Consider the following 19,115-nt stretch of genomic DNA (forward strand, 5'->3'; position numbering starts at 1 on the left):
AATCCTAGTTTTTCAAATTAAGACGAAAGATAAATAAATTACTTCTTATCAGCGGCCAGCAACTGTTGCAACCACTGAGAAAATTCTTTGCCAAGGCTGGCATGGCGCAGACCATACTCGACGAAAGCCTGCATGTAGCCCAGCTTGTTGCCGCAGTCATGGCTCACCCCTTTGAGGTGATAGGCTTCTACCGTTTCCTGTTGCATCAGCATTTCAATGCTATCGGTAAGTTGAATCTCTCCACCGGCGCCCGGAGGCGTTTTCGCCAGCAGCGGCCAGATATCGGCAGAAAGTACATAACGGCCCACAATGGCCAGATTTGACGGCGCTTCGTCTGGCGAAGGTTTTTCCACCACGCTGACCATCGGAGCGCTTTCGCCCGCCTGCAGTGCATAACCCTTGCAGTCCGCTACGCCATAATTGCCGACATCTTTCTGCGGCACAGGTTCAACCATGATCTGGCTGATACCGGTTTGTTCGAACCGCTGCAGCATTTCGTGCAAATTGTCTTTTTTCAGATCGGCGCTGTACTCATCAAGGATCACGTCCGGCAAAATTACGGCGACCGGCTCATCGCCCACCAACGGATAAGCGCACATAATGGCGTGCCCAAGGCCTTTCGCCACGCCCTGACGCACTTGCATCACGGTAACGCCCTTCGGGCAGATAGACTGGACTTCATCCAGCAACTGACGTTTGACGCGTTTTTCCAACATCGCTTCCAGCTCAAAACTGGTATCGAAATGGTTTTCAATCGAATTCTTGGAGGAGTGGGTTACCAACACAATTTCATTAATCCCTGCCGCAATGCATTCATTGACCACGTACTGGATCAATGGCTTGTCAACCAGCGGCAACATTTCTTTGGGGATGGCTTTTGTCGCCGGCAACATTCGTGTTCCCAAGCCTGCAACCGGGATCACGGCTTTTCTGACTTTACGATTTACAGCAGGCATTATTTCCTCTCTCTAATAGCGCTCGTTTTATGAGCTTCATCTGCCACACAAAAAACCTTCGGAGTATACCAGCTTATGTCTGCCAGGCATTAGTCTGAGCACAAATAGAAAAAATTTAGGACAATTACCCAATCAGATTTTCTGCGATAAAAATAAGCAGGTTCAATATTTGAATTTCAAATAACATTTTACAACGGCTTACCGTTCGGCGCTGAGCATCAGCCGCAGCCTGCCCCCAGTGCCCCAGACCTGACACTGCCAGGCGGAACAATGCTGACTGATTTGGTTCATGTAGGTCGCGCCCAGCATGCCCAAAGGCACGCCGTTGCTCAGTTGGATTTGATTGTCACCGGTATTCACATTGGCATGCAGACCGGCAGAAACCAGAATCAGGTTTTTATATTCGGCGTGATAATAACCGACTAACAACGGGAATTGCCCTTCCAGCTTGCCTTGTCGCAATAATTGATTAACTTGCTTTAACAATGTCGTCATTTGCGGTAGCCGTTGATGCTGATTAGCTAAATGATCCTGCAATAACCCATTAAATAAAGCACGCAGCAACAGTGCCGCCAATACGCCATTATCACCGGCACGGGTTACATCCAGGCAATAGAAAGCGAGATCCTTATCCGACAGCGCCGCTATATCCAACACCAACCCCGGATTCTCGCCGGTGGTTAATTGCCGGTAATTGATCCGACAGTGAGCTACGGTCTGTTGCACTGGCGGCTGAAGTTGTTTGAGCAATTTTACCGCTTCAGAAGGATTTTTACTCAACGCATCCCAATCTTTGAACAGGTCGGCTTCTTCCAGAGCCGGGGAGGTAAACATATTGGGATACAAACACCCCAATACCGCTTCACGCAACCGGTTGAGATCGGCCACCGGTTTCAGCAACACGTCCTGCACGCCCAGGCGCAGCACCTTGGCAATATCCGCCATTTTGTCCGTAGCCGAAATCACCAGCACAGGGATTTGCACACCCTGCAGCCGCAGATGTTCTACAAACTCGATCCCGCCCATTTCCGGCATGGCGAGATCGCACAAGATTAAATCGGGGTGAACATCGTCGACTGCACTCAGCGCCTGCAAACCATTGGTCGCTTCACTGGTCTCCGCTCCCAACGATTTCAAATAGCCAACAAGCACGGAACGAAACACCAGTTCGTCCTCAACGATCAAAATGCGCTTGTGAGTGAATGGTAATGCCATCAGCCGAGCCTCTTCCCTTTTCATAGTGTAATAGTGGCTCAAAAAGGTCATTTACGCTTGCCGGAAAATTTCCCGACCGTACGTTGCACCCCCTGGAACCGGCAGTTATTTATTTTTTATCAATGGCAACAACATATCGATCTGTTTTTCCACCGCCAGTTGCCCGGCCTCAATCGCCTCATGAGCGCGGTGAAAGTCCAGCGTTGAAATCTGCGGGCAATAGGGTTGGATCAACACGTCGGGAGGATCGCCTGCCATCCGGTTGCGTTTCAGCCGATTTTCCAACACCTGTATCGAAGTCCCCATGATTTCCAGCGCCGTTGGCGTGAAATTAGGTTTTCTCAACGTCATCTTGCCGATTCGCTCCCGCAAACGCCCCCGCCAGTTAAGGGCAGGAAGATCGTTCTGCTCTTCCTCATCATGGCGGACCGAGAACAAATCCTGCTGCATCAAATGCGCATCATGCTGTAAATCAACGGCGATGACGATATCGGCGCCCATCGCGCGGGTTAATGAGATGGGAACCGGGTTAACCACGGCGCCATCCACCAGCCAATAACCGTCGAACCACACCGGCGCCAACAAACCGGGCATGCTGCAGGAAGCACGCACCGCCTGATGAATATCCCCTTTCGTCAACCACAGCTCCCGCCCAGTACTCAGATTAGTTGCTACGGCACCAAATTTCAGCGAGCACTCGGCAATATCATCGATCTTCAACAACTGCCCTACCACATTGAAGACCCTTTCACCCCGCAACAACCCGCCTCGCCGCCAGGACAAATCCATCAACCGAATGACATCCCAATAACCGAACGAACGCACCCAGGTTTCCATGGCCGGCAAACGATGGCTGGCAAATGCGGCGCCTACCAACGCACCAACCGAGCAGCCGGCTACTATATCGACCTCAACGCCCAATTTCTTTAGCGCGTTGATAACGCCGATATGCGCCCAGCCTTTGGCCGCCCCGGCCCCCAATGCCAGCCCCACTTTAATTTGTCGCATAACGTCTGCCCCTTGCCCGGTGAATGGTATCAAACCCGCCGTCAGCGTAGATTGTCACGACCGAATAATGTTAGGTAACATATGCGCTGATTTCTTTTCATCATAATTGGCCCGTTCTTTTGCGTTCCGGCCATTTTAGGAGCCACCTTGCCTGAATTATGCCTCTGCGGCAGCGGTCTGGAGTATAGCGCATGCTGCGAACCCTACATTAACGGGGTCAGACCCGCTCCCACGCCAGGCACGCTAATGCGCTCGCGCTTTACCGCCTACGTGAAACACAACGTTGATTATCTGATTGCCACCTGGCACCCCGATTGCCACGCCGGTGAATGGCGCAAGTCCATCGTCGACAGTTTCAAAGGCACCGAATGGCTTGGCCTGACGGTGGTGGAAGAAAAAGAAGGTCATGATGCCGGGGAAGGTTTTGTAGAATTCATTGCGCGCTTCGTTGACACCGGGAGTGGCGAACACAAGGCGATGCATGAGCGTTCGCGCTTCCTTCAGCTTGACCAACGCTGGTACTATATTGACGGAACCAAACCCCAGCCTGGCAGAAATGCAATTTGCCCCTGTGGTTCAGGTAAAAAATATAAAAAGTGCTGCGGGCGCTAGCCAATGATCACCGCGCGCCCATAGCGTTCAAGCCGTAACCGACCAGGTTGCGGCTTGAAGAAGATAAAGACTATAAAAACTCTCGCCTGCACAGACAGGGCGTTCAGTATCAGACAGGATCCTCATTCCCATGCCACACCAAAATGTACAAAGAAAAGTTTTGCGCACCATCTGCCCGGATGCCAAAGGCCTGATCGCCAAGATCACCAACATTTGCTACAAACATGAGCTCAATATTGTTCAAAACAATGAGTTTGTTGATCACCGTACCGGGCGTTTCTTTATGCGTACCGAGCTGGAAGGTATCTTCAACGACACCACGCTGTTGGCAGATCTCGACAGTGCGCTGCCGACAGGCTCCGTTCGCGAGCTCCACAATTCCGGCCGTCGCCGCATTGTGGTGCTGGTGACCAAAGAAGCACATTGTCTGGGCGATTTGCTGATGAAAAGCGCTTACGGCGGCCTGGATGTAGAGATTGCGGCGGTTATCGGCAACCACGATACCCTGCAAACACTGGTGGAACGCTTCGATATTCCGTTCCATCTGGTCAGTCATGAAGGGCTGACACGCGACCAGCACGATCAAAAAATGGTGGCCCAGATCGACCAATATCAGCCGGATTACGTGGTGCTGGCCAAATATATGCGCGTGCTGACTCCGGCATTCGTTCAGCACTACCCGAACCAGGTAATCAATATCCACCACTCGTTCCTGCCGGCCTTTATTGGCGCGCGGCCTTATCATCAGGCTTACGAACGCGGAGTAAAAATCATCGGCGCTACTGCGCACTACGTTAACGATAATCTGGATGAAGGCCCGATCATCATGCAGGAGGTGATTCATGTCGATCACACCTATTCTGCCGAAGATATGATGCGTGCCGGGCGTGACGTTGAAAAAAACGCGCTCAGCCGCGCGCTGTATCATGTGTTGGCGCAGCGAGTATTCGTTTACGGTAACCGGACGGTCATACTGTAATTGCTTAATGTACCCGATGAATTTCAAGTTGCAGCCGGGAGGCCAGCTCGCTCATCCCCGTGTATTGCAGGTGCGAACATATTTGCACCCCAGGGGGGGCAAGCGCAGCCAAAAACGCTGCAGCCTGAAAGGTCAGGGGTATAAAGCGGGGCCTTTCGGTCAGGAATGCACCGCCACGGGTAAAAAAACGGCAAACGATTCATTTTCTGCATTTCAATACTTTACACACGCGTTTCATTTGATATGATGCGCCCCGCTTACCGAGACAGACGTTTCGCAAGCAAGGCCAGTGGTGGGGTTCCCGAGCGGCCAAAGGGAGCAGACTGTAAATCTGCCGTCACAGACTTCGAAGGTTCGAATCCTTCCCCCACCACCATCTTCTCTCTGTTGATGAGAGCACAGCGAAAGCTGAAGCTGCATAAAACACCGAGGGGGAAAAAGAAACCGGCCAGGTTTCTTCCGGGTCACACCGGAACGACAATTTGTAAATCCATGAATATCATGGTGGGGTTCCCGAGCGGCCAAAGGGAGCAGACTGTAAATCTGCCGTCACAGACTTCGAAGGTTCGAATCCTTCCCCCACCACCATCCTTGTACACTCCCCAGAATCACATCAAACCCGAAAGTATCCATACCACTCCTTACGGGGAGGGATGAGAAGCTTCGACAAGGTTCGAGTCTCACAACGTGAGACAACGCGCTTCAGCGCGGCCCGCAGGGCGAGGAGTGCAACGACGAGTCATCCTTCCCCCACCACCATCCTTGTACACTCCCCAGAGTCAAATCAAACCTGAAAGTCTCCATACCACCATCCTTGCAGACTCTTCTCAAAATAGTTGCGCATCACATTTATCAGTTACCTTAACCATTCATCTCACGCTCAACTTGAACTCCAGCCAACAATTCGCTATACCACTGACTTCTTTGAATGCAGTAAGGAAAAAAGTGCATGCGTAACAATATCTGCGTTTTTTGTGGTGCCAGCGAAGGCGTTAACCCTGCTTATGCCGATAATGCTCGGCAATTGGGCCGAGCACTTGCTACCCAGGGCAGACGCCTGATTTATGGTGGCGGCAAAAAAGGGTTAATGGGCATTGTGGCGGACGCAGTGCTTGAAGCCGGTGGTGAAGCCGTGGGTATCATCCCTGAACGGCTGGTAGAAGCCGAAACCGCGCATCGTGGTCTGACCGAGCTGGAGGTCGTGCCGGACATGCATACCCGCAAAGCACGCATGGCGGCCCTGGCGGACGGTTTTATCGCCCTTCCCGGCGGTATCGGTACCCTGGAAGAACTGTTCGAGATCTGGACCTGGGGCCAAATCGGTTATCACAATAAGCCGGTTGGCCTGCTGGATGTGAATGGATTCTATCGTCCGTTAAACAATTTCCTGCAGCACGTTGCCGATCAGGGCTTTATGCGCCATGACTATCTCGGTACCCTGCACCTCAGCGAATCACCGCATACCCTGCTGCAACAATTCGACGATTATCAACCGAAAAATTACGATCGCTGGGCAAAATAATCCCACCCCGCCGGCGGCAAGCGCCGCCGGTCTGCGTTACATTTCCGGCCAAACTCTGCTACTATCTCAACACATTTTTCTTGCGAAAACGGCACCGCTCATGAAGTTTGTCTCTTTCAATATCAATGGACTGCGCGCGCGTCCGCATCAACTGTCCGCCATTATCGAACAGCACCAACCCGACGTGATTGGCCTGCAGGAAACCAAAGTTCACGATGACATGTTCCCACTGGAAGAAGTCAGCCAGCATGGCTATCACGTGTTCTATCACGGGCAAAAAGGCCACTACGGCGTCGCACTGCTGACTAAAGATGAGCCGATTGCCGTACGCCGCGGGTTCCCTACCGACGATGACGACGCACAGCGTCGCATCATCATGGCGGATCTGGCCACACCTCAAGGCACATTGACCGTAATTAATGGCTATTTTCCGCAGGGAGAAAGCCGCGACCATCCGATCAAGTTCCCGGCCAAGTCGCGCTTCTATCAGGATCTGCAAAACTACCTGGAGCAGCAACTGTCTGTGGAGTCGCCGGTGCTGGTGATGGGTGACGTCAATATCAGCCCAAGCGATTACGATATCGGTATCGGTGAAGAAAGCCGTAAACGTTGGTTGCGTACCGGCAAATGCTCCTTCCTGCCGGAAGAGCGTGAATGGATGGACCGCTTGCTGAACTGGGGTCTGGTGGATACCTACCGCCATGCCAACCCTGGGCGCAACGATGAATTCTCGTGGTTCGATTACCGCTCACGCGGCTTCGACGAGAACCGGGGCCTACGCATCGACCTGCTGCTGGCCAGTACGCCACTGGCAGCGCGCTGCACCGCAACCGGCATCGATTATCAGATCCGCGGAATGGAAAAACCTTCGGACCACGCCCCGGTCTGGGCTGAATTCTCGCTGTAATTCCTCCAACCCCGGCCGCGGCCGGGGTTTCACAATGTGGTACGCATGAAAATCATCGACGTCGTCGCCGCCATCATTGAAAAGAATGGCAAAATTTTACTGGCCCAACGTGATGCAAACAGTGATCAGGCCGGTTTGTGGGAATTTCCCGGCGGCAAGGTTGAAGAAGGCGAAAGCCAGCCGCAGGCGTTGGCGCGTGAACTGGATGAAGAGTTGGGGATTATGGCGAGCGTAGGGAATTACGTCGCCAGCAACCAGTGGCAACACAACGAACGCATTATCCGGTTGCATGCCTGGCGTATTGAGGCATTCAGCGGTGAATTACAGAATCGCTGCCATTCTGATTTTGCCTGGCTAACGCCGGAACAGGCATGCGACTATTCACTGGCCCCGGCAGATGTGCCGTTGTTAGCCGCTTATATTGCCTCTTTACCACCTAAAAACTGACCGGCCAGGTTACCGCGTCACTTTTTCAAACGGACCCAAACCAACGGGTTGGTGCCGACTACATTGGGATCGCGAGTACATTGCAGCGCCTCCCCTTCGATCTTGAGCACCGCCCCTTCAGAATAATTTTGATCCTGATAAATGCAGCAGCGGCTGCAGGGTTGTGCTGCCGGCTGAGCGGCGGCGTTTTTCGCCGCCCCCCAGATTTCCGGCGCCACCGGTAACACCACATCCACATCGCCACGATTGGCCGCCACCGTTGTGGAAAACAACACTCCGCCTGCGGCCAGCATCAGTAACCTGTGATTCATTCGCTTTTCTCCCGCGCCTTGCCGGCGCTTTTCTTGCGTTTTTTCGCCCCGGAGGAAGGTGACGGCGGCAGCCCGCGAAACGCCATACTCGCCCGGCTTTGCTTGGCCTGATAAATCAGCTCCTGCAAAGTACCTACCAAGGGCTGCATAAAGTCCTGATAACGGCAGGATTTCTCACTGATTTGCGTCAGCGTAGCTTCCCAATTGGCCGTCATGTCAGGACGAGCCGCAATATCCGGCAGCGAATGGATCAACGCCCGGCCGGTTTCGCTGGAATGAATATAGCGCCCCTTCTTATACAGAAACGCCCGCTTGAACAGTAACTCAATGATGCCCGCACGCGTCGCCTCAGTACCTAAACCATCGGTCGCTCGCAGGATTTTCTTTAGCGCTTTATCTTGTACGAAACGCGCTATGCCGGTCATGGCAGAAAGCAGACTGGCATCGGTAAAGGGCCGCGGAGGCTGCGTCTGACGTTCCACCACCTCGCCACGTTCGCACAGCAGTTCATCATCTTTCGCCACCACAGGTAGCGGGGAGCCTTCGTTTTCTTCGTCACGCTCTTTGCTGCCCAGCAGCGTTCGCCAACCCGCCTCGGCCAGAAAACGCGCCTTGGCAACGAATTTACCGCCGGCGATATCCAGCTCAATCACGCATTTGCGGAACATGGCATCCGGACAAAACTGCATCAGATACTGGCGTGCCACCAGCCCGTAAACATTCAGTTCGTCTTGGCTGAGACTCACTTTGCTGGCACGGGCGGTGGGAATAATGGCGTGGTGGGCATCGACTTTTTTGTCGTCCCAACAACGGTTGCGGCGATCGCTGTCGATCACCGGTTGCGGGTAAAGATCCGGCTGATGAACGCCGATCGCGTTAAGCACCGCATGACGCCCGGCAAAATGTTCTTCCGGCAGGTAACGGCAGTCAGAACGCGGATAGGTGATCAGCTTATGGGTTTCGTACAACCGCTGGCAGACATCCAATACCTGCTGTGCACTCAGGTTGAAACGTTTGGAAGCCTCAATCTGCAGCGTCGACAGTGAAAACGGCAGCGGCGCGGTATCGGATTCCCGTTTATCATTATAGGATGTGACCAGCGCCGGCTGGCCCTCGATGCGTTTAAGCACGTGCTCCGCCAACGGCCGGTGCAACAAGCGCCCTTCTTCGTCCTGATAAGGTTCACAGGAATCACTCGGCTGCCAAAGCGCGACAAAGCGCTCTTCCTTTGGCGTCACGATGTGCGCCTTGACCTCAAAGAAGTCTTTCGGCACAAAGTTTTCAATCTCTTCATCACGCCGCACCACTAATCCCAATACCGGCGTTTGCACCCGCCCAACGGACAACACGCCGTCGTAGCCGGCATTTCGCCCTAAAATGGTATAGGCGCGGGTCATATTGATGCCATACAGCCAGTCAGCGCGGGAACGCGCCAGCGCCGAGACGCACAGCGGGATAAAATCGCGGTTGTCACGTAAGCGCTCGATGGCGCGCTCCACCGCCTGCGGGTTGAGATCGTTAATCAGGCAACGGCGCACGCTGTGACGTTTTTCCGGCGTCAACGCCAGATAGTCCAGCACCTCGTCCACCAGCAATTGTCCTTCGCGATCCGGGTCACCGGCATGTACCACCTCGTCGGCCTCATGCAGCAGCTTTTTGATGGCGTTAAGCTGTTTACTGACCGAAGGACGCGGCTGCAGTTGCCACTTTTCGGGAATAATGGGCAGATCCGCCAACGACCAGCGCGCATAGCGGCTGTCATAGGCATCCGGCTGCGCCTGCTCTAATAAATGGCCCACACACCAGGTGACCACATCGTTGTTGCCGCAGGCGATAAACCCGTCACCGCGACGATGCGGTTTGGGAAGAACGTCGGCAATGGCGCGCGCCAAACTCGGTTTCTCGGCAATAAACAGTCGCATTATTCACCGTTATTCTGGCTGTACGTCATCAGGAATTCTCTTACTTCAGCATAATTCCCGCGGAAGACAATCCGCCGGGATTTCTTTTCCAATTGATAGTGATACATCGGATCATAGTAATGCTTCAACAACGGCACCAGCCACTCCTGATGCGCGTCACTATTACCGCTGGCATGCTGGAATTGTAACGCCCATTCCAGCCGCTGCGTCAGCAGTTGGAAGCGTTCCATTCCCAGGCGACGGCGAATGGCGAACAGGCCGTGATGCAGATACTCAGCGTATTTCTGCCAGCCCAGCTCCGCGCCGTAGGTCTGTTCAAACCCCATGCGCATGCGAACGATATATTCATCCTGCAACCGCGCCAGACGTACCTCAAAGGGATCGTCAATAACGGCCACCGACGCTTGCTGCATGCGGTTGAAGATCGGTAGCGGCAGATTATTGCTGCCGATAATGCGCCCTTCATCCTCCAGTATCCAACGGCGGCAGCCACCATGCTGTTTTTTCAGCAATAACACAGCCAGACGATTCTCAAAATCAATCTGCGAGCTCTGCGGCACCAGCGTTCGGCCAAAAGATGAACCTCGATGGCGCGCAGCACCTTCCAGATCGATGCCCTCCGCCAACTCGTTGACCAACAGGGTTTTACCGCTGCCGGTGTTGCCGCCGACCAGCACCATGGGCAATTTGGCGCTCTGTTCCAGCGTGCCGATCAGGAAATGACGCAGCGCCTTGTAGCCGCCGCTGATGCGCGGGTATGCCACCCCAGCCTCACGCAGCCACTGCTGTACCAGTTGCGAACGCAACCCACCACGGAAACAGTAGATATACCCTTCCGGCCATTGGGCGCACTGTGCCAGCCAGGCCGCCGTGCGCTGCTCACGCAACCTGCCGTTTACCAAACTGTGGCCGAGCGCTAACGCCGCATGCTGCCCCTGCTGTTTGTAGCAGGTGCCTACCGCCTGCCGCTCGCTGTCATTCATCAGCGGCAGATTCAACGCATTGGCGAAGGCGCCCTGTTGGAACTCAACCGGCGCTCGCACATCAATCAGCGGAATATCCTGCAAAAAAATACGACGATAGTCGTGGGTGTCGGCCCGTGGCGGCATAGACGACACTACTTAACCTCAATCAGTGGCTTGCCCGGCGTTGCCGTATGCAGTTCACCGATGGCGGTGAGCTGAATACCGTGGCGTTCGGCAATCGCCAGCACCTGCTGTTCCGCTTCAGGAAGTACCGCCAACAGCAGGCCACCGGAAGTTTGCGGATCGCACAACAATTGGCGCTGCAGATCGGTCATTTCTCCAATCAGGTGGCCGTAGCTGTCAAAATTGCGCCCGGTGCCGCCCGGCACGCAGCCTTCGGCGATATAACGTTCGACATCCGGCAGTTTCGGTACCCGATCAAACCACAGCGTCGCCTGCAGACCGGAACCCTGACAAACCTCGCTCAGGTGGCCCAGCAGCCCGAAACCGGTAACGTCGGTCATCGCCGTCACACCGGCGACCTCGGCAAAGTCCGCCCCCGGTTTGTTCAACTGGCACATCACCTCAGTCGCCAGGCCTGCATGTTCAGGGCGCAGTTTGCTTTTCTTCTCGGCAGTGGTCAGTACGCCAATACCCAGCGGCTTGGTGAGGAATAATTGGGTGCCGGCTTGCGCGGCGCTGTTTTTCTTGACCCGGTCGGTATTGACTATGCCGGTTACCGCCAGACCAAAAATAGGTTCAGGCGCATCGATCGAGTGACCGCCGGCCAGCGCGATACCCGCCTGCTGGCAGGCGTAACGCCCGCCGTCTATGACCTGCTGCGCCACTTCCGGCGACAGCGTGGCGATTGGCCAGCCGAGAATGGCTATCGCCATGATCGGTTTGCCGCCCATGGCGTAGACGTCGCTGATGGCGTTGGTGGCGGCGATACGGCCGAAATCGAACGGGTTGTCGACGATCGGCATAAAAAAGTCGGTGGTACTGATGATACCAACGCCATTGCCGATGTCATACACCGCCGCATCGTCGCGGGTTTCATTGCCCACCAGCAAGCGCGGATCGACAAACTTTTCACGTTCGCTGTGCAGAATGGTTTCGAGAACTTTCGGCGAGATTTTGCAACCACAGCCAGCACCATGGCTGTACTGGGTCAAACGGATCGTTGGCGATGTCATAGTCCACTCCCTTCGGTTAACGGCATTCAAGATATCATAGGGTAGCGCTTGCCGACGGGATTGATAAGCGCGGGCTGCCGATAAGCGTACAGCCTGCTCAGAAACAACGCAGAATTGCGGGATTCGGCGCATTTTCGCCCAATCCCGCGGCAGGGTTCAGAAATAACTGACGAAGGGGGCGCTGTCGGGGGCGACAACTTTAGTGGAGGCTTTCAACTGCGGCGTGCCCAGATAGAGGAAACCGACGATTTCGTCCTGCTCGCGGCAACCGAAGGCTTCACGAACCAGTGGGTGCTCGGTCCATGCACCCGTGCGCCAGATCCCGTTGAAGCCCTGCGCCAGGGCGGCCATCTGCATCGCCTGCACCGCGCAACCGGCAGAAACCACCTGCTCCCAGCGCGGCACCTTGGTTTCTTCGCTGCAATGCGCCACCACCGTGATGATCAGCGGGGCACGGAACGGCGCATTGGTCGCCTTTTCTATCGCCGCATCATCCATCTGATCCTGTTTCGCAGCAGTTTGTAACAATTGGCTGAAACGCTCCAGACCCTGATTCTCGATCATCACAAAACGCCACGGCTGCAGCGCGCCGTGATCGGGCGCACGAAGGCCTGCATTGATGATATTCTGACGAATGTCCCCCGTTGGCGCTGGAGCCGCGAGGCGCGAGGCAGAACGGCGATTCAGTAAAAGATCCAGTGCATCCATTGTAAACTCCTGATAACAATTTTCATTAAGATCACGTTAACATAGCTCAACGTCGAGTTACAGCCTCGGCAATAGCCTCTGCGACCCTCGATTTAAAGCTGACTTTTCTTCGTCCGCTCATTAGGATAGCGGAACATTCTCGACTCTTGTTGGAGAGCACATGCGCACATTGTGGCAAATCATTGCCGGCGTTTTCAGGTGGACATGGCGTCTGCTGAACTTTATCAGGGAACTGATCCTTAATCTGTTCTTGGTGTTGCTGATCCTGGTTGGGGTCGGTATTTATCTTTCATTCCAAAGTTCCACGGCCCCCGCCGTCCCGACGAGCGGCGCACTGCTGGTTGATCTGAGCGGCGTGGTCGTTGACCAACCCTCAATGAACAACAAAGTCCGCCAGTGGGGCCGCGAGCTGTTGGGTGCTTCCAGCAACCGTCTGCAGGAAAACTCGCTGTTCGACGTGGTTGACAGCATCCGCAAGGCCAAAGACGACAAAAACATTACCGGCATGGTATTGCAATTGAACGACTTTGCCGGCGCCGATCAACCTTCGCTGCAGTACATCGGCAAAGCGCTGCGCGAATTCCGCGACAGCGGCAAGCCGATCTTCGCCATCGGCGACAGCTATAACCAGACGCAATATTATCTGGCCAGCTACGCCAACAAGATTTATCTGTCGCCACAGGGCGCGGTCGACCTGCACGGTTTCGCCACCAACAACCTTTACTACAAATCGCTGTTGGAAAAACTCAAGGTGACCACCAACATTTTCCGCGTCGGCACCTACAAATCGGCCGTGGAACCCCTGATCCGTGACGATATGTCACCGGCGGCGCGTGAGGCTGACAGCCGTTGGATCGGCGGGCTGTGGCAGAATTATCTGGATACCGTGGCGGCCAACCGTCAGATTACGCCGCAGCAGCTGTTCCCGGGCGCGGCAGGCGTGCTGACCGGCTTGCAGACCGCCGGCGGGGATACCGCCAGGTTTGCGCTGGACAGCAAATTGGTGGATGAGCTGGCGTCACGCACCGTCATCGAGAACCAACTGATAAAAACCTTCGGTTGGGACAAGCAGGCGAATGATTACAACGCCACCAGCATTTACGATTATCAGCCAAAACCGACGCCGGATCAGGGCGGCAAAATCGCCGTGGTATTTGCCAATGGCGCCATCATGGACGGCCCGCAAACGCCGGGTACCGTTGGGGGTGATACCACCGCCGCGCAACTGCGCCAGGCGCGTCTTGACCCGGCAATCAAAGCGGTGGTGTTCCGCGTGAACAGCCCAGGGGGGAGCGTCAGCGCTTCTGAAGTGATCCGTTCCGAACTGGCTGCGGTCCGTGCCGCAGGCAAACCCGTAGTGGTGTCGATGGGCGGCATGGCGGCTTCTGGCGGCTATTGGGTTTCTACGCCGGCGGACTACATTATCGCCAGCCCGAGCACCCTCACCGGCTCCATCGGTATCTTCGGGGTAATCAATACCTACGAGCAAACGCTGGACAGCGTCGGCGTGCATACCGACGGTGTCGCAACTTCGCCGCTGGCGGATCTTGCCGTGACCAAGGCGCTGCCGCCGGAGTTCTCACAGATGATGCAGTTGAATATCGAGAACGGGTATAAAAACTTTATCGATCTGGTTGCCAAGTCGCGCAAAATGACGCCGCAACAGGTCGATCAGATAGCTCAAGGCCACGTGTGGCTCGGCAGTGACGCCAAAGCCAATGGCCTGGTCGATCAGTTGGGCGATTTCGACGATGCGGTGAAGAAAGCCGTCGAGTTGGCGAAACTGAAACAGTGGCAGCTTAACTGGTTTGTCGATACCCCAAGCCTGACCGACATGGTGCTCAGTCAGTTTGGCGTATCTATCCATGCCATGTTGCCGGCGGCCATTCAATCGATGCTGCCGGCGCCGCTGGCCTCGGTCGCCATGGCGGTGAAGGAGCAACCGGGCTTGTTCAATAATCTGAACGATCCGCAAAACCGCTATGCCATCTGTTTGACCTGCGGAGAAGTCCGCTAACAAAATATTCTTGCGCCCGGCACTCGCCGGGCTTTTTTTCTGCCGTTATCCCCCTATAATTCAGCCCATCTTATTTCTGTTAAAACAATTACTATGCAAAAAAAATCCATTTACGTCGCCTACACCGGCGGGACCATCGGCATGCAACGCTCGGAACAGGGCTACATTCCGGTTTCCGGCCATCTGCAACGTCAACTGGCACTGATGCCTGAGTTCCACCGGCCGGAAATGCCGGACTTCACCATTCATGAATACGCGCCGCTGATCGACTCGTCAGACATGACACCGGAAGATTGGCAGCACATCGCCGACGACATCAAACGCAATTACGATCGCTATGACGGCTTCGTCATTCTGCACGGCACCGACACCATGGCCTTCACCGCTTCAGCGTTGTCGTTCATGTTGGAAAATCTGGACAAACCGGTGATCGTGACCGGCTCGCAAATCCCCCTGGCGGAACTGCGCTCAGACGGGCAAACCAACCTGCTGAATTCGCTCTACCTGGCCGCCAATCATCCGGTAAATGAAGTCAGCCTGTTCTTCAACAACAAGCTGTTTCGGGGCAATCGCACCACCAAAGCGCATGCCGACGGTTTTGACGCCTTTGCTTCGCCCAATCTGCCGCCGCTGCTGGAAGCCGGGATTCACATCCGCCGCCAGAACGGTATCGACAGCCCCGTTTGCAACGGTGAATTGCAGGTCCACAACATTACGCCGCAACCGATCGGCGTGGTGACGATTTATCCGGGGATTTCCGGCGCTGTGGTACGCAACTTCCTCCTGCAACCGGTGAAAGCGCTGATTTTGCGCTCTTATGGCGTGGGCAATGCGCCGCAAAAAGCGGAGCTTGTCGATGAATTACGTGATGCCTCTGAACGTGGCATCGTGGTGGTGAACCTGACGCAGTGCATCTCCGGCCGGGTGAACATGGAAGGTTATGCTACCGGTAATGCCTTGGCCCATGCAGGGGTCATCAGCGGCTTTGACATGACCGTCGAAGCGGCGTTGACTAAACTGCATTATTTGCTGAGCCAACCGCTGACGCCGGAGCAAATCCGCAGTCAGATGCAGCAAAATCTGCGCGGCGAGCTGAGCATTACCGGCTAACCCTGCCCAGATACGGAGCCAAGATGAAAACAGCCCTGTTGTTAATCGATTTGCAAAATGATTTTTGCCCCGGCGGCGCATTGGCGGTGACGGACGGCGATGCCGCCGTTATCGCCGCCAATCAGGCGATAGCCGCCTGCGTGGCACGCGGCGAACCGGTGGTCGCTTGCCAGGACTGGCACCCTGCCAATCACCGCAGTTTTGCGGTGAATTCAGACGCCGAAGTAAACACATTGGGTGAACTGGATGGATTGCCGCAGGTGTGGTGGCCGGTGCACTGTGTGCAGGAAAGCCCAGGGGCGGAACTTCATCCACAGTTGCACCGACAGGCCATTGTCGAGGTGTTCCGTAAAGGCCAAAACCCGGATATCGACAGCTACAGCGCATTCTTTGACAACGGCCACCGTGCGCAAACCGCGCTGGACGGCTGGTTGAGGTCTCAGGGCGTCACCCGGTTGGCCATCATGGGGCTGGCGACCGATTACTGCGTGAAATTCAGCGTTCTGGATGCGCTGGAGCTTGGGTATGAGACCGCAGTCATTACCGACGGCTGCCGTGGCGTCGATTTGCAACCAGGCGATAGCCAGAAAGCGTTCCTGGCGATGGAACAGGCCGGTGCACGGCTAGTTACCCTGTCACAATTCATCGCACATTAATTCCATCGGGCGCCCAACGCGCCCGCCTCTTCTCCCCCGCGCAAATCTCGATATCGCTCACATTTCAACCATTCCCCTGTAATGACATCTTGTTCGTGCGCGTTGCTTTTGCTGTTATGACAGCTGATGCCTTGGCATCAATGGGTTATACGCATCCGGGGCCCCTTTGAGCCCGGCTTTATATTACCGCCTGAGGCGGTTTCGGTCGGCCTTGTCGACCAAAGGAGATAACATGGCATTACCCCGTAAACTGCTGCCTTTGCTGGTAGCGGTGCAGTTAGGTATGGCCGGCGTCGGCATGGCTCACGCGGCTTCTTACCTGTCAGTCGGCTATTTTAACGGTGGCGGCGATGTCACTGCCGGCCCCGGCGGCGATATCAACAAGCTGGACGTCACCCAAATCACCCACCTCAACTACTCTTTCGGCCTGATTTACAACAACGAGAAAGAGGAAACCAACCCGGCGTTGAAAGACCCGGCGCGTCTGCATCAGATCTATTTATCGCCGAAGGTTGAGGCCGATCTAAAACTGTTGCCGGTGTTGCGCAAACAAAACCCGGAGTTGAAGGTGCTGCTTTCCGTCGGCGGTTGGGGAGCACGCGGTTTTTCCGGCGCCGCCGCCACACTGGAAAGCCGGGCAATCTTTATCCGCTCGGTACAACAGGTGATTAAACGCTATCAACTCGACGGCATCGATCTCGACTGGGAATACCCGGTCAACGGCGCCTGGGGCCTGGTCGAAAGCCAACCGGCGGATCGAGCCAACTTCACCCTGCTGCTGGGAGAACTGCATAAGGCGCTGGATAAAGGGAAATTGCTGACCATCGCCGTCGGCGCCAACGCCAAAAGCCCGCAGGAATGGGTCGATGTGAAAGGCATTGCGCCCTATCTCGATTACATCAACCTGATGACCTACGACATGGCGTATGGTACCCAGTATTTCAATTCCAACCTGTATGACTCCAAACAGTGGCCAACCGTCGCCGCCGCCGATCGTTATAGCGCCAATTTTGTGGTGGATAACTATCTGGCTGCCGGACTGAAGCCCGCACAGTTGAACCTGGGTATCGGTTTTTACGGCCGGGTACCTAAACGGGCTACGGAGCCGGGCATCGATTGGGATAAACCGGATGCGGCTAAAAATCCGGTTACCCACCCCTATTTTTCCGCGCGGGAAACCGCCGTGTTCAAATCGTTGGGGTTGGATCTGACCAAGGACAGCTATTTCAAGTACAACGACATCGTCAGCAAATTGCTGAACGACCCACAACGGCGCTTCAGCGCCCATTGGGACAGCGACGCCAAAGTCCCCTATCTGACCCTGCAATCCGCCGAGGGCAAACCCTTGTTTGCGATTTCGTATGAGAATCCGCGTTCGGTCGCGATCAAAGCTGACTACATCAAAAGCAAAGGGCTGGGCGGTGCCATGTTCTGGGAGTATGGCGCAGACGACAACAATCGGCTGGCACGCCAGTTGGCAGAGTCACTGGGGATAAACGGCGGGAAACGCTAAACCACAGGGCGATGCACGCATCGCCCTGCTGTTCGATTTATTGCGGCTTCAGCTTAACCAGCGGTTCGGCAACGAACTGCTGTTTCAGTTCCTGCTTGCTCTTCATCACAATCTGACCGTCAGTGCCAATAGTCATATGTTGCGGGTCGGCATTGTTCAACGATTGCCACAGCATCACCGCCTGCAAACTGTTTTCTTTCTGTTCCGGCGTCAGCGCAACGCCGTCCGGCCATTTGCCCAATTCTACGGCCTGCACCAGGCGCTGATAGATTTCCGGGGTCATTGCGGCAATCAGGTCTTTCACGTCCATCAGAGCATTTCCTCACTCGTGGAAGAATAATTAGCTGAATCGATTTTTCTGGCTGAATATGCCTCAGCCGGCGGTTTTTTCGCCGCTCTCACCGTCGGTAAAACTCAGCGAAGCCGAGTTAACGCAGAAGCGCTCACCGGTAGGCTGCGGGCCATCGGGGAATACGTGGCCCAGATGAGCGTCACAGTGACCGCAGCGAATCTCGACCCGATGCATATTGTGCGAATTATCATCAATATAACGAATCGCATCGTCGGATACCGGCTCATAAAAGCTTGGCCAGCCACAGCCGGAGTCATACTTGCTGTCGGAATAGAACAGCGGATGATTGCAGCACAGGCAATGGTATACACCCTCGCGCTTGTTGTGCAGCAATTTACCGGAATACGGCGCTTCAGTGCCCCGTTGTTGGGTCACATAACGTTGGATTTCATTCAGTTCCGTGGCCGGATGGTCAGGGGTTGTGTCTTTAGCCATTTGCGTGATTCTCTGAATGTGGATAATGTCAACGAAAACAATGAGTAATAATAACAAAAAATTAACAACATTGCAGTGCTTTTTGGCCTAAACTGTAGCGCATAAAGGTCACGTCGCGACATTATGTGACACCGATCACATATATGAAGCAGGGTGACTTTATACTTAGCGGTTTGACCCCATATAACGGATGAGGCCGAACGCAAACGGAATGTGCAAGAAGCGCGCAGATCAAGCTCCGCGATTTGATTTGACGCAAGAATTGACACGATTCCGCTTGACGC

General features: G+C 54.9%; 19 protein-coding genes, 2 tRNA genes and 1 other RNA gene. 12 read left to right on the plus strand and 10 right to left on the minus strand.

What is annotated here, in order from left to right:
• Window positions 1-38: 38 nt before the first annotated feature.
• From galU to rssA, 3 genes are all read right to left on the minus strand, one after another.
• Window positions 39-956, minus strand: a complete 918-nt coding sequence (galU, locus tag JK621_RS12445; RefSeq protein WP_212560066.1) for a UTP--glucose-1-phosphate uridylyltransferase GalU — start codon at window positions 954-956, stop codon at window positions 39-41.
• Window positions 957-1,154: 198 nt separating this feature from the next.
• A complete protein-coding gene (rssB, locus tag JK621_RS12450) occupies window positions 1,155-2,171 on the minus strand; it encodes a two-component system response regulator RssB (protein WP_212560067.1) in 1,017 nt (338 codons plus the stop codon).
• A 105-nt stretch (window positions 2,172-2,276) separates the two neighbouring features.
• Entirely contained in the window at window positions 2,277-3,179 is a 903-nt protein-coding gene (gene rssA / locus JK621_RS12455; protein WP_212560068.1) for a patatin-like phospholipase RssA, read from the minus strand.
• Between the two features lie 147 nt (window positions 3,180-3,326).
• Between rssA and JK621_RS12460 the strand changes: the two genes are divergently transcribed.
• From JK621_RS12460 to JK621_RS12495, 8 genes are all read left to right on the plus strand, one after another.
• A complete protein-coding gene (locus JK621_RS12460; protein ID WP_212560069.1) occupies window positions 3,327-3,791 on the plus strand; it encodes a YchJ family protein in 465 nt (154 codons plus the stop codon).
• Between the two features lie 130 nt (window positions 3,792-3,921).
• A complete protein-coding gene (gene purU, locus JK621_RS12465) occupies window positions 3,922-4,770 on the plus strand; it encodes a formyltetrahydrofolate deformylase (protein WP_004945352.1) in 849 nt (282 codons plus the stop codon).
• Window positions 4,771-5,061: 291 nt separating this feature from the next.
• Window positions 5,062-5,146: transfer RNA gene (locus tag JK621_RS12470), tRNA-Tyr, on the plus strand.
• Between the two features lie 127 nt (window positions 5,147-5,273).
• Window positions 5,274-5,358, plus strand: a tRNA-Tyr gene (locus tag JK621_RS12475).
• A gap of 44 nt (window positions 5,359-5,402) precedes the next feature.
• A non-coding RNA gene (locus tag JK621_RS12480) (RtT sRNA) lies at window positions 5,403-5,529 on the plus strand.
• Window positions 5,530-5,719: 190 nt separating this feature from the next.
• The gene (locus tag JK621_RS12485; RefSeq protein WP_212560070.1) at window positions 5,720-6,292 is read left to right on the plus strand and encodes a TIGR00730 family Rossman fold protein; all 573 of its coding nucleotides are present in this window, start codon (window positions 5,720-5,722) and stop codon (window positions 6,290-6,292) included.
• Window positions 6,293-6,392: 100 nt separating this feature from the next.
• Complete coding sequence (xthA, locus tag JK621_RS12490; protein ID WP_212560071.1) at window positions 6,393-7,199, plus strand: exodeoxyribonuclease III; 807 nt, start codon at window positions 6,393-6,395, stop codon at window positions 7,197-7,199.
• Between the two features lie 45 nt (window positions 7,200-7,244).
• A complete protein-coding gene (locus tag JK621_RS12495; RefSeq protein ID WP_212560072.1) occupies window positions 7,245-7,646 on the plus strand; it encodes a pyrimidine (deoxy)nucleoside triphosphate diphosphatase in 402 nt (133 codons plus the stop codon).
• A gap of 17 nt (window positions 7,647-7,663) precedes the next feature.
• Here the strand turns inward: JK621_RS12495 and JK621_RS12500 are convergent, their stop codons facing one another.
• The 5 genes from JK621_RS12500 to JK621_RS12520 form a co-directional block, all read right to left on the minus strand.
• The gene (locus JK621_RS12500) at window positions 7,664-7,957 is read right to left on the minus strand and encodes a DUF1496 domain-containing protein (protein ID WP_212560073.1); all 294 of its coding nucleotides are present in this window, start codon (window positions 7,955-7,957) and stop codon (window positions 7,664-7,666) included.
• A complete protein-coding gene (locus JK621_RS12505) occupies window positions 7,954-9,879 on the minus strand; it encodes a DNA topoisomerase III (protein WP_212560074.1) in 1,926 nt (641 codons plus the stop codon). Before JK621_RS12505 ends, JK621_RS12500 begins: the two co-directional genes overlap by 4 nt.
• Window positions 9,879-10,997, minus strand: a complete 1,119-nt coding sequence (mnmH, locus tag JK621_RS12510; protein WP_212560075.1) for a tRNA 2-selenouridine(34) synthase MnmH — start codon at window positions 10,995-10,997, stop codon at window positions 9,879-9,881. The genes JK621_RS12505 and mnmH overlap by 1 nt, the downstream gene beginning before the upstream one ends.
• Entirely contained in the window at window positions 10,997-12,040 is a 1,044-nt protein-coding gene (gene selD / locus JK621_RS12515) for a selenide, water dikinase SelD (RefSeq protein ID WP_212560076.1), read from the minus strand. The genes mnmH and selD overlap by 1 nt, the downstream gene beginning before the upstream one ends.
• A gap of 156 nt (window positions 12,041-12,196) precedes the next feature.
• A complete protein-coding gene (locus JK621_RS12520) occupies window positions 12,197-12,748 on the minus strand; it encodes an NAD(P)H nitroreductase (protein ID WP_212560077.1) in 552 nt (183 codons plus the stop codon).
• A gap of 160 nt (window positions 12,749-12,908) precedes the next feature.
• Here JK621_RS12520 and sppA point away from each other — a divergent pair, with 160 nt between their 5' ends.
• The 4 genes from sppA (at window position 12,909) to JK621_RS12540 (ending at window position 18,044) form a co-directional block, all read left to right on the plus strand.
• Window positions 12,909-14,765 carry a signal peptide peptidase SppA gene (sppA, locus tag JK621_RS12525; protein WP_212560078.1) on the plus strand — a complete coding sequence of 619 codons (1,857 nt, stop codon included), beginning with the start codon at window positions 12,909-12,911 and terminating at the stop codon, window positions 14,763-14,765.
• Between the two features lie 93 nt (window positions 14,766-14,858).
• On the plus strand, window positions 14,859-15,875 hold the full coding sequence (gene ansA, locus JK621_RS12530; protein ID WP_212560079.1) for an asparaginase: 1,017 nt from the start codon (window positions 14,859-14,861) through the stop codon (window positions 15,873-15,875).
• Between the two features lie 23 nt (window positions 15,876-15,898).
• Window positions 15,899-16,531, plus strand: a complete 633-nt coding sequence (pncA, locus tag JK621_RS12535; RefSeq protein WP_212560080.1) for a bifunctional nicotinamidase/pyrazinamidase — start codon at window positions 15,899-15,901, stop codon at window positions 16,529-16,531.
• A 232-nt stretch (window positions 16,532-16,763) separates the two neighbouring features.
• The gene (locus tag JK621_RS12540) at window positions 16,764-18,044 is read left to right on the plus strand and encodes a glycoside hydrolase family 18 protein (RefSeq protein WP_212560081.1); all 1,281 of its coding nucleotides are present in this window, start codon (window positions 16,764-16,766) and stop codon (window positions 18,042-18,044) included.
• Window positions 18,045-18,081: 37 nt separating this feature from the next.
• On the opposite strand, the gene JK621_RS12545 is transcribed toward JK621_RS12540, so the two are convergent.
• On the minus strand, window positions 18,082-18,354 hold the full coding sequence (locus JK621_RS12545; protein WP_004945385.1) for a YeaC family protein: 273 nt from the start codon (window positions 18,352-18,354) through the stop codon (window positions 18,082-18,084).
• A 63-nt stretch (window positions 18,355-18,417) separates the two neighbouring features.
• A complete protein-coding gene (gene msrB, locus JK621_RS12550) occupies window positions 18,418-18,831 on the minus strand; it encodes a peptide-methionine (R)-S-oxide reductase MsrB (RefSeq protein WP_212560082.1) in 414 nt (137 codons plus the stop codon).
• Window positions 18,832-19,115: the final 284 nt, after the last annotated feature.

This window comes from Serratia plymuthica (genome assembly GCF_018336935.1).
Lineage (GTDB): Bacteria > Pseudomonadota > Gammaproteobacteria > Enterobacterales > Enterobacteriaceae > Serratia > Serratia plymuthica_B.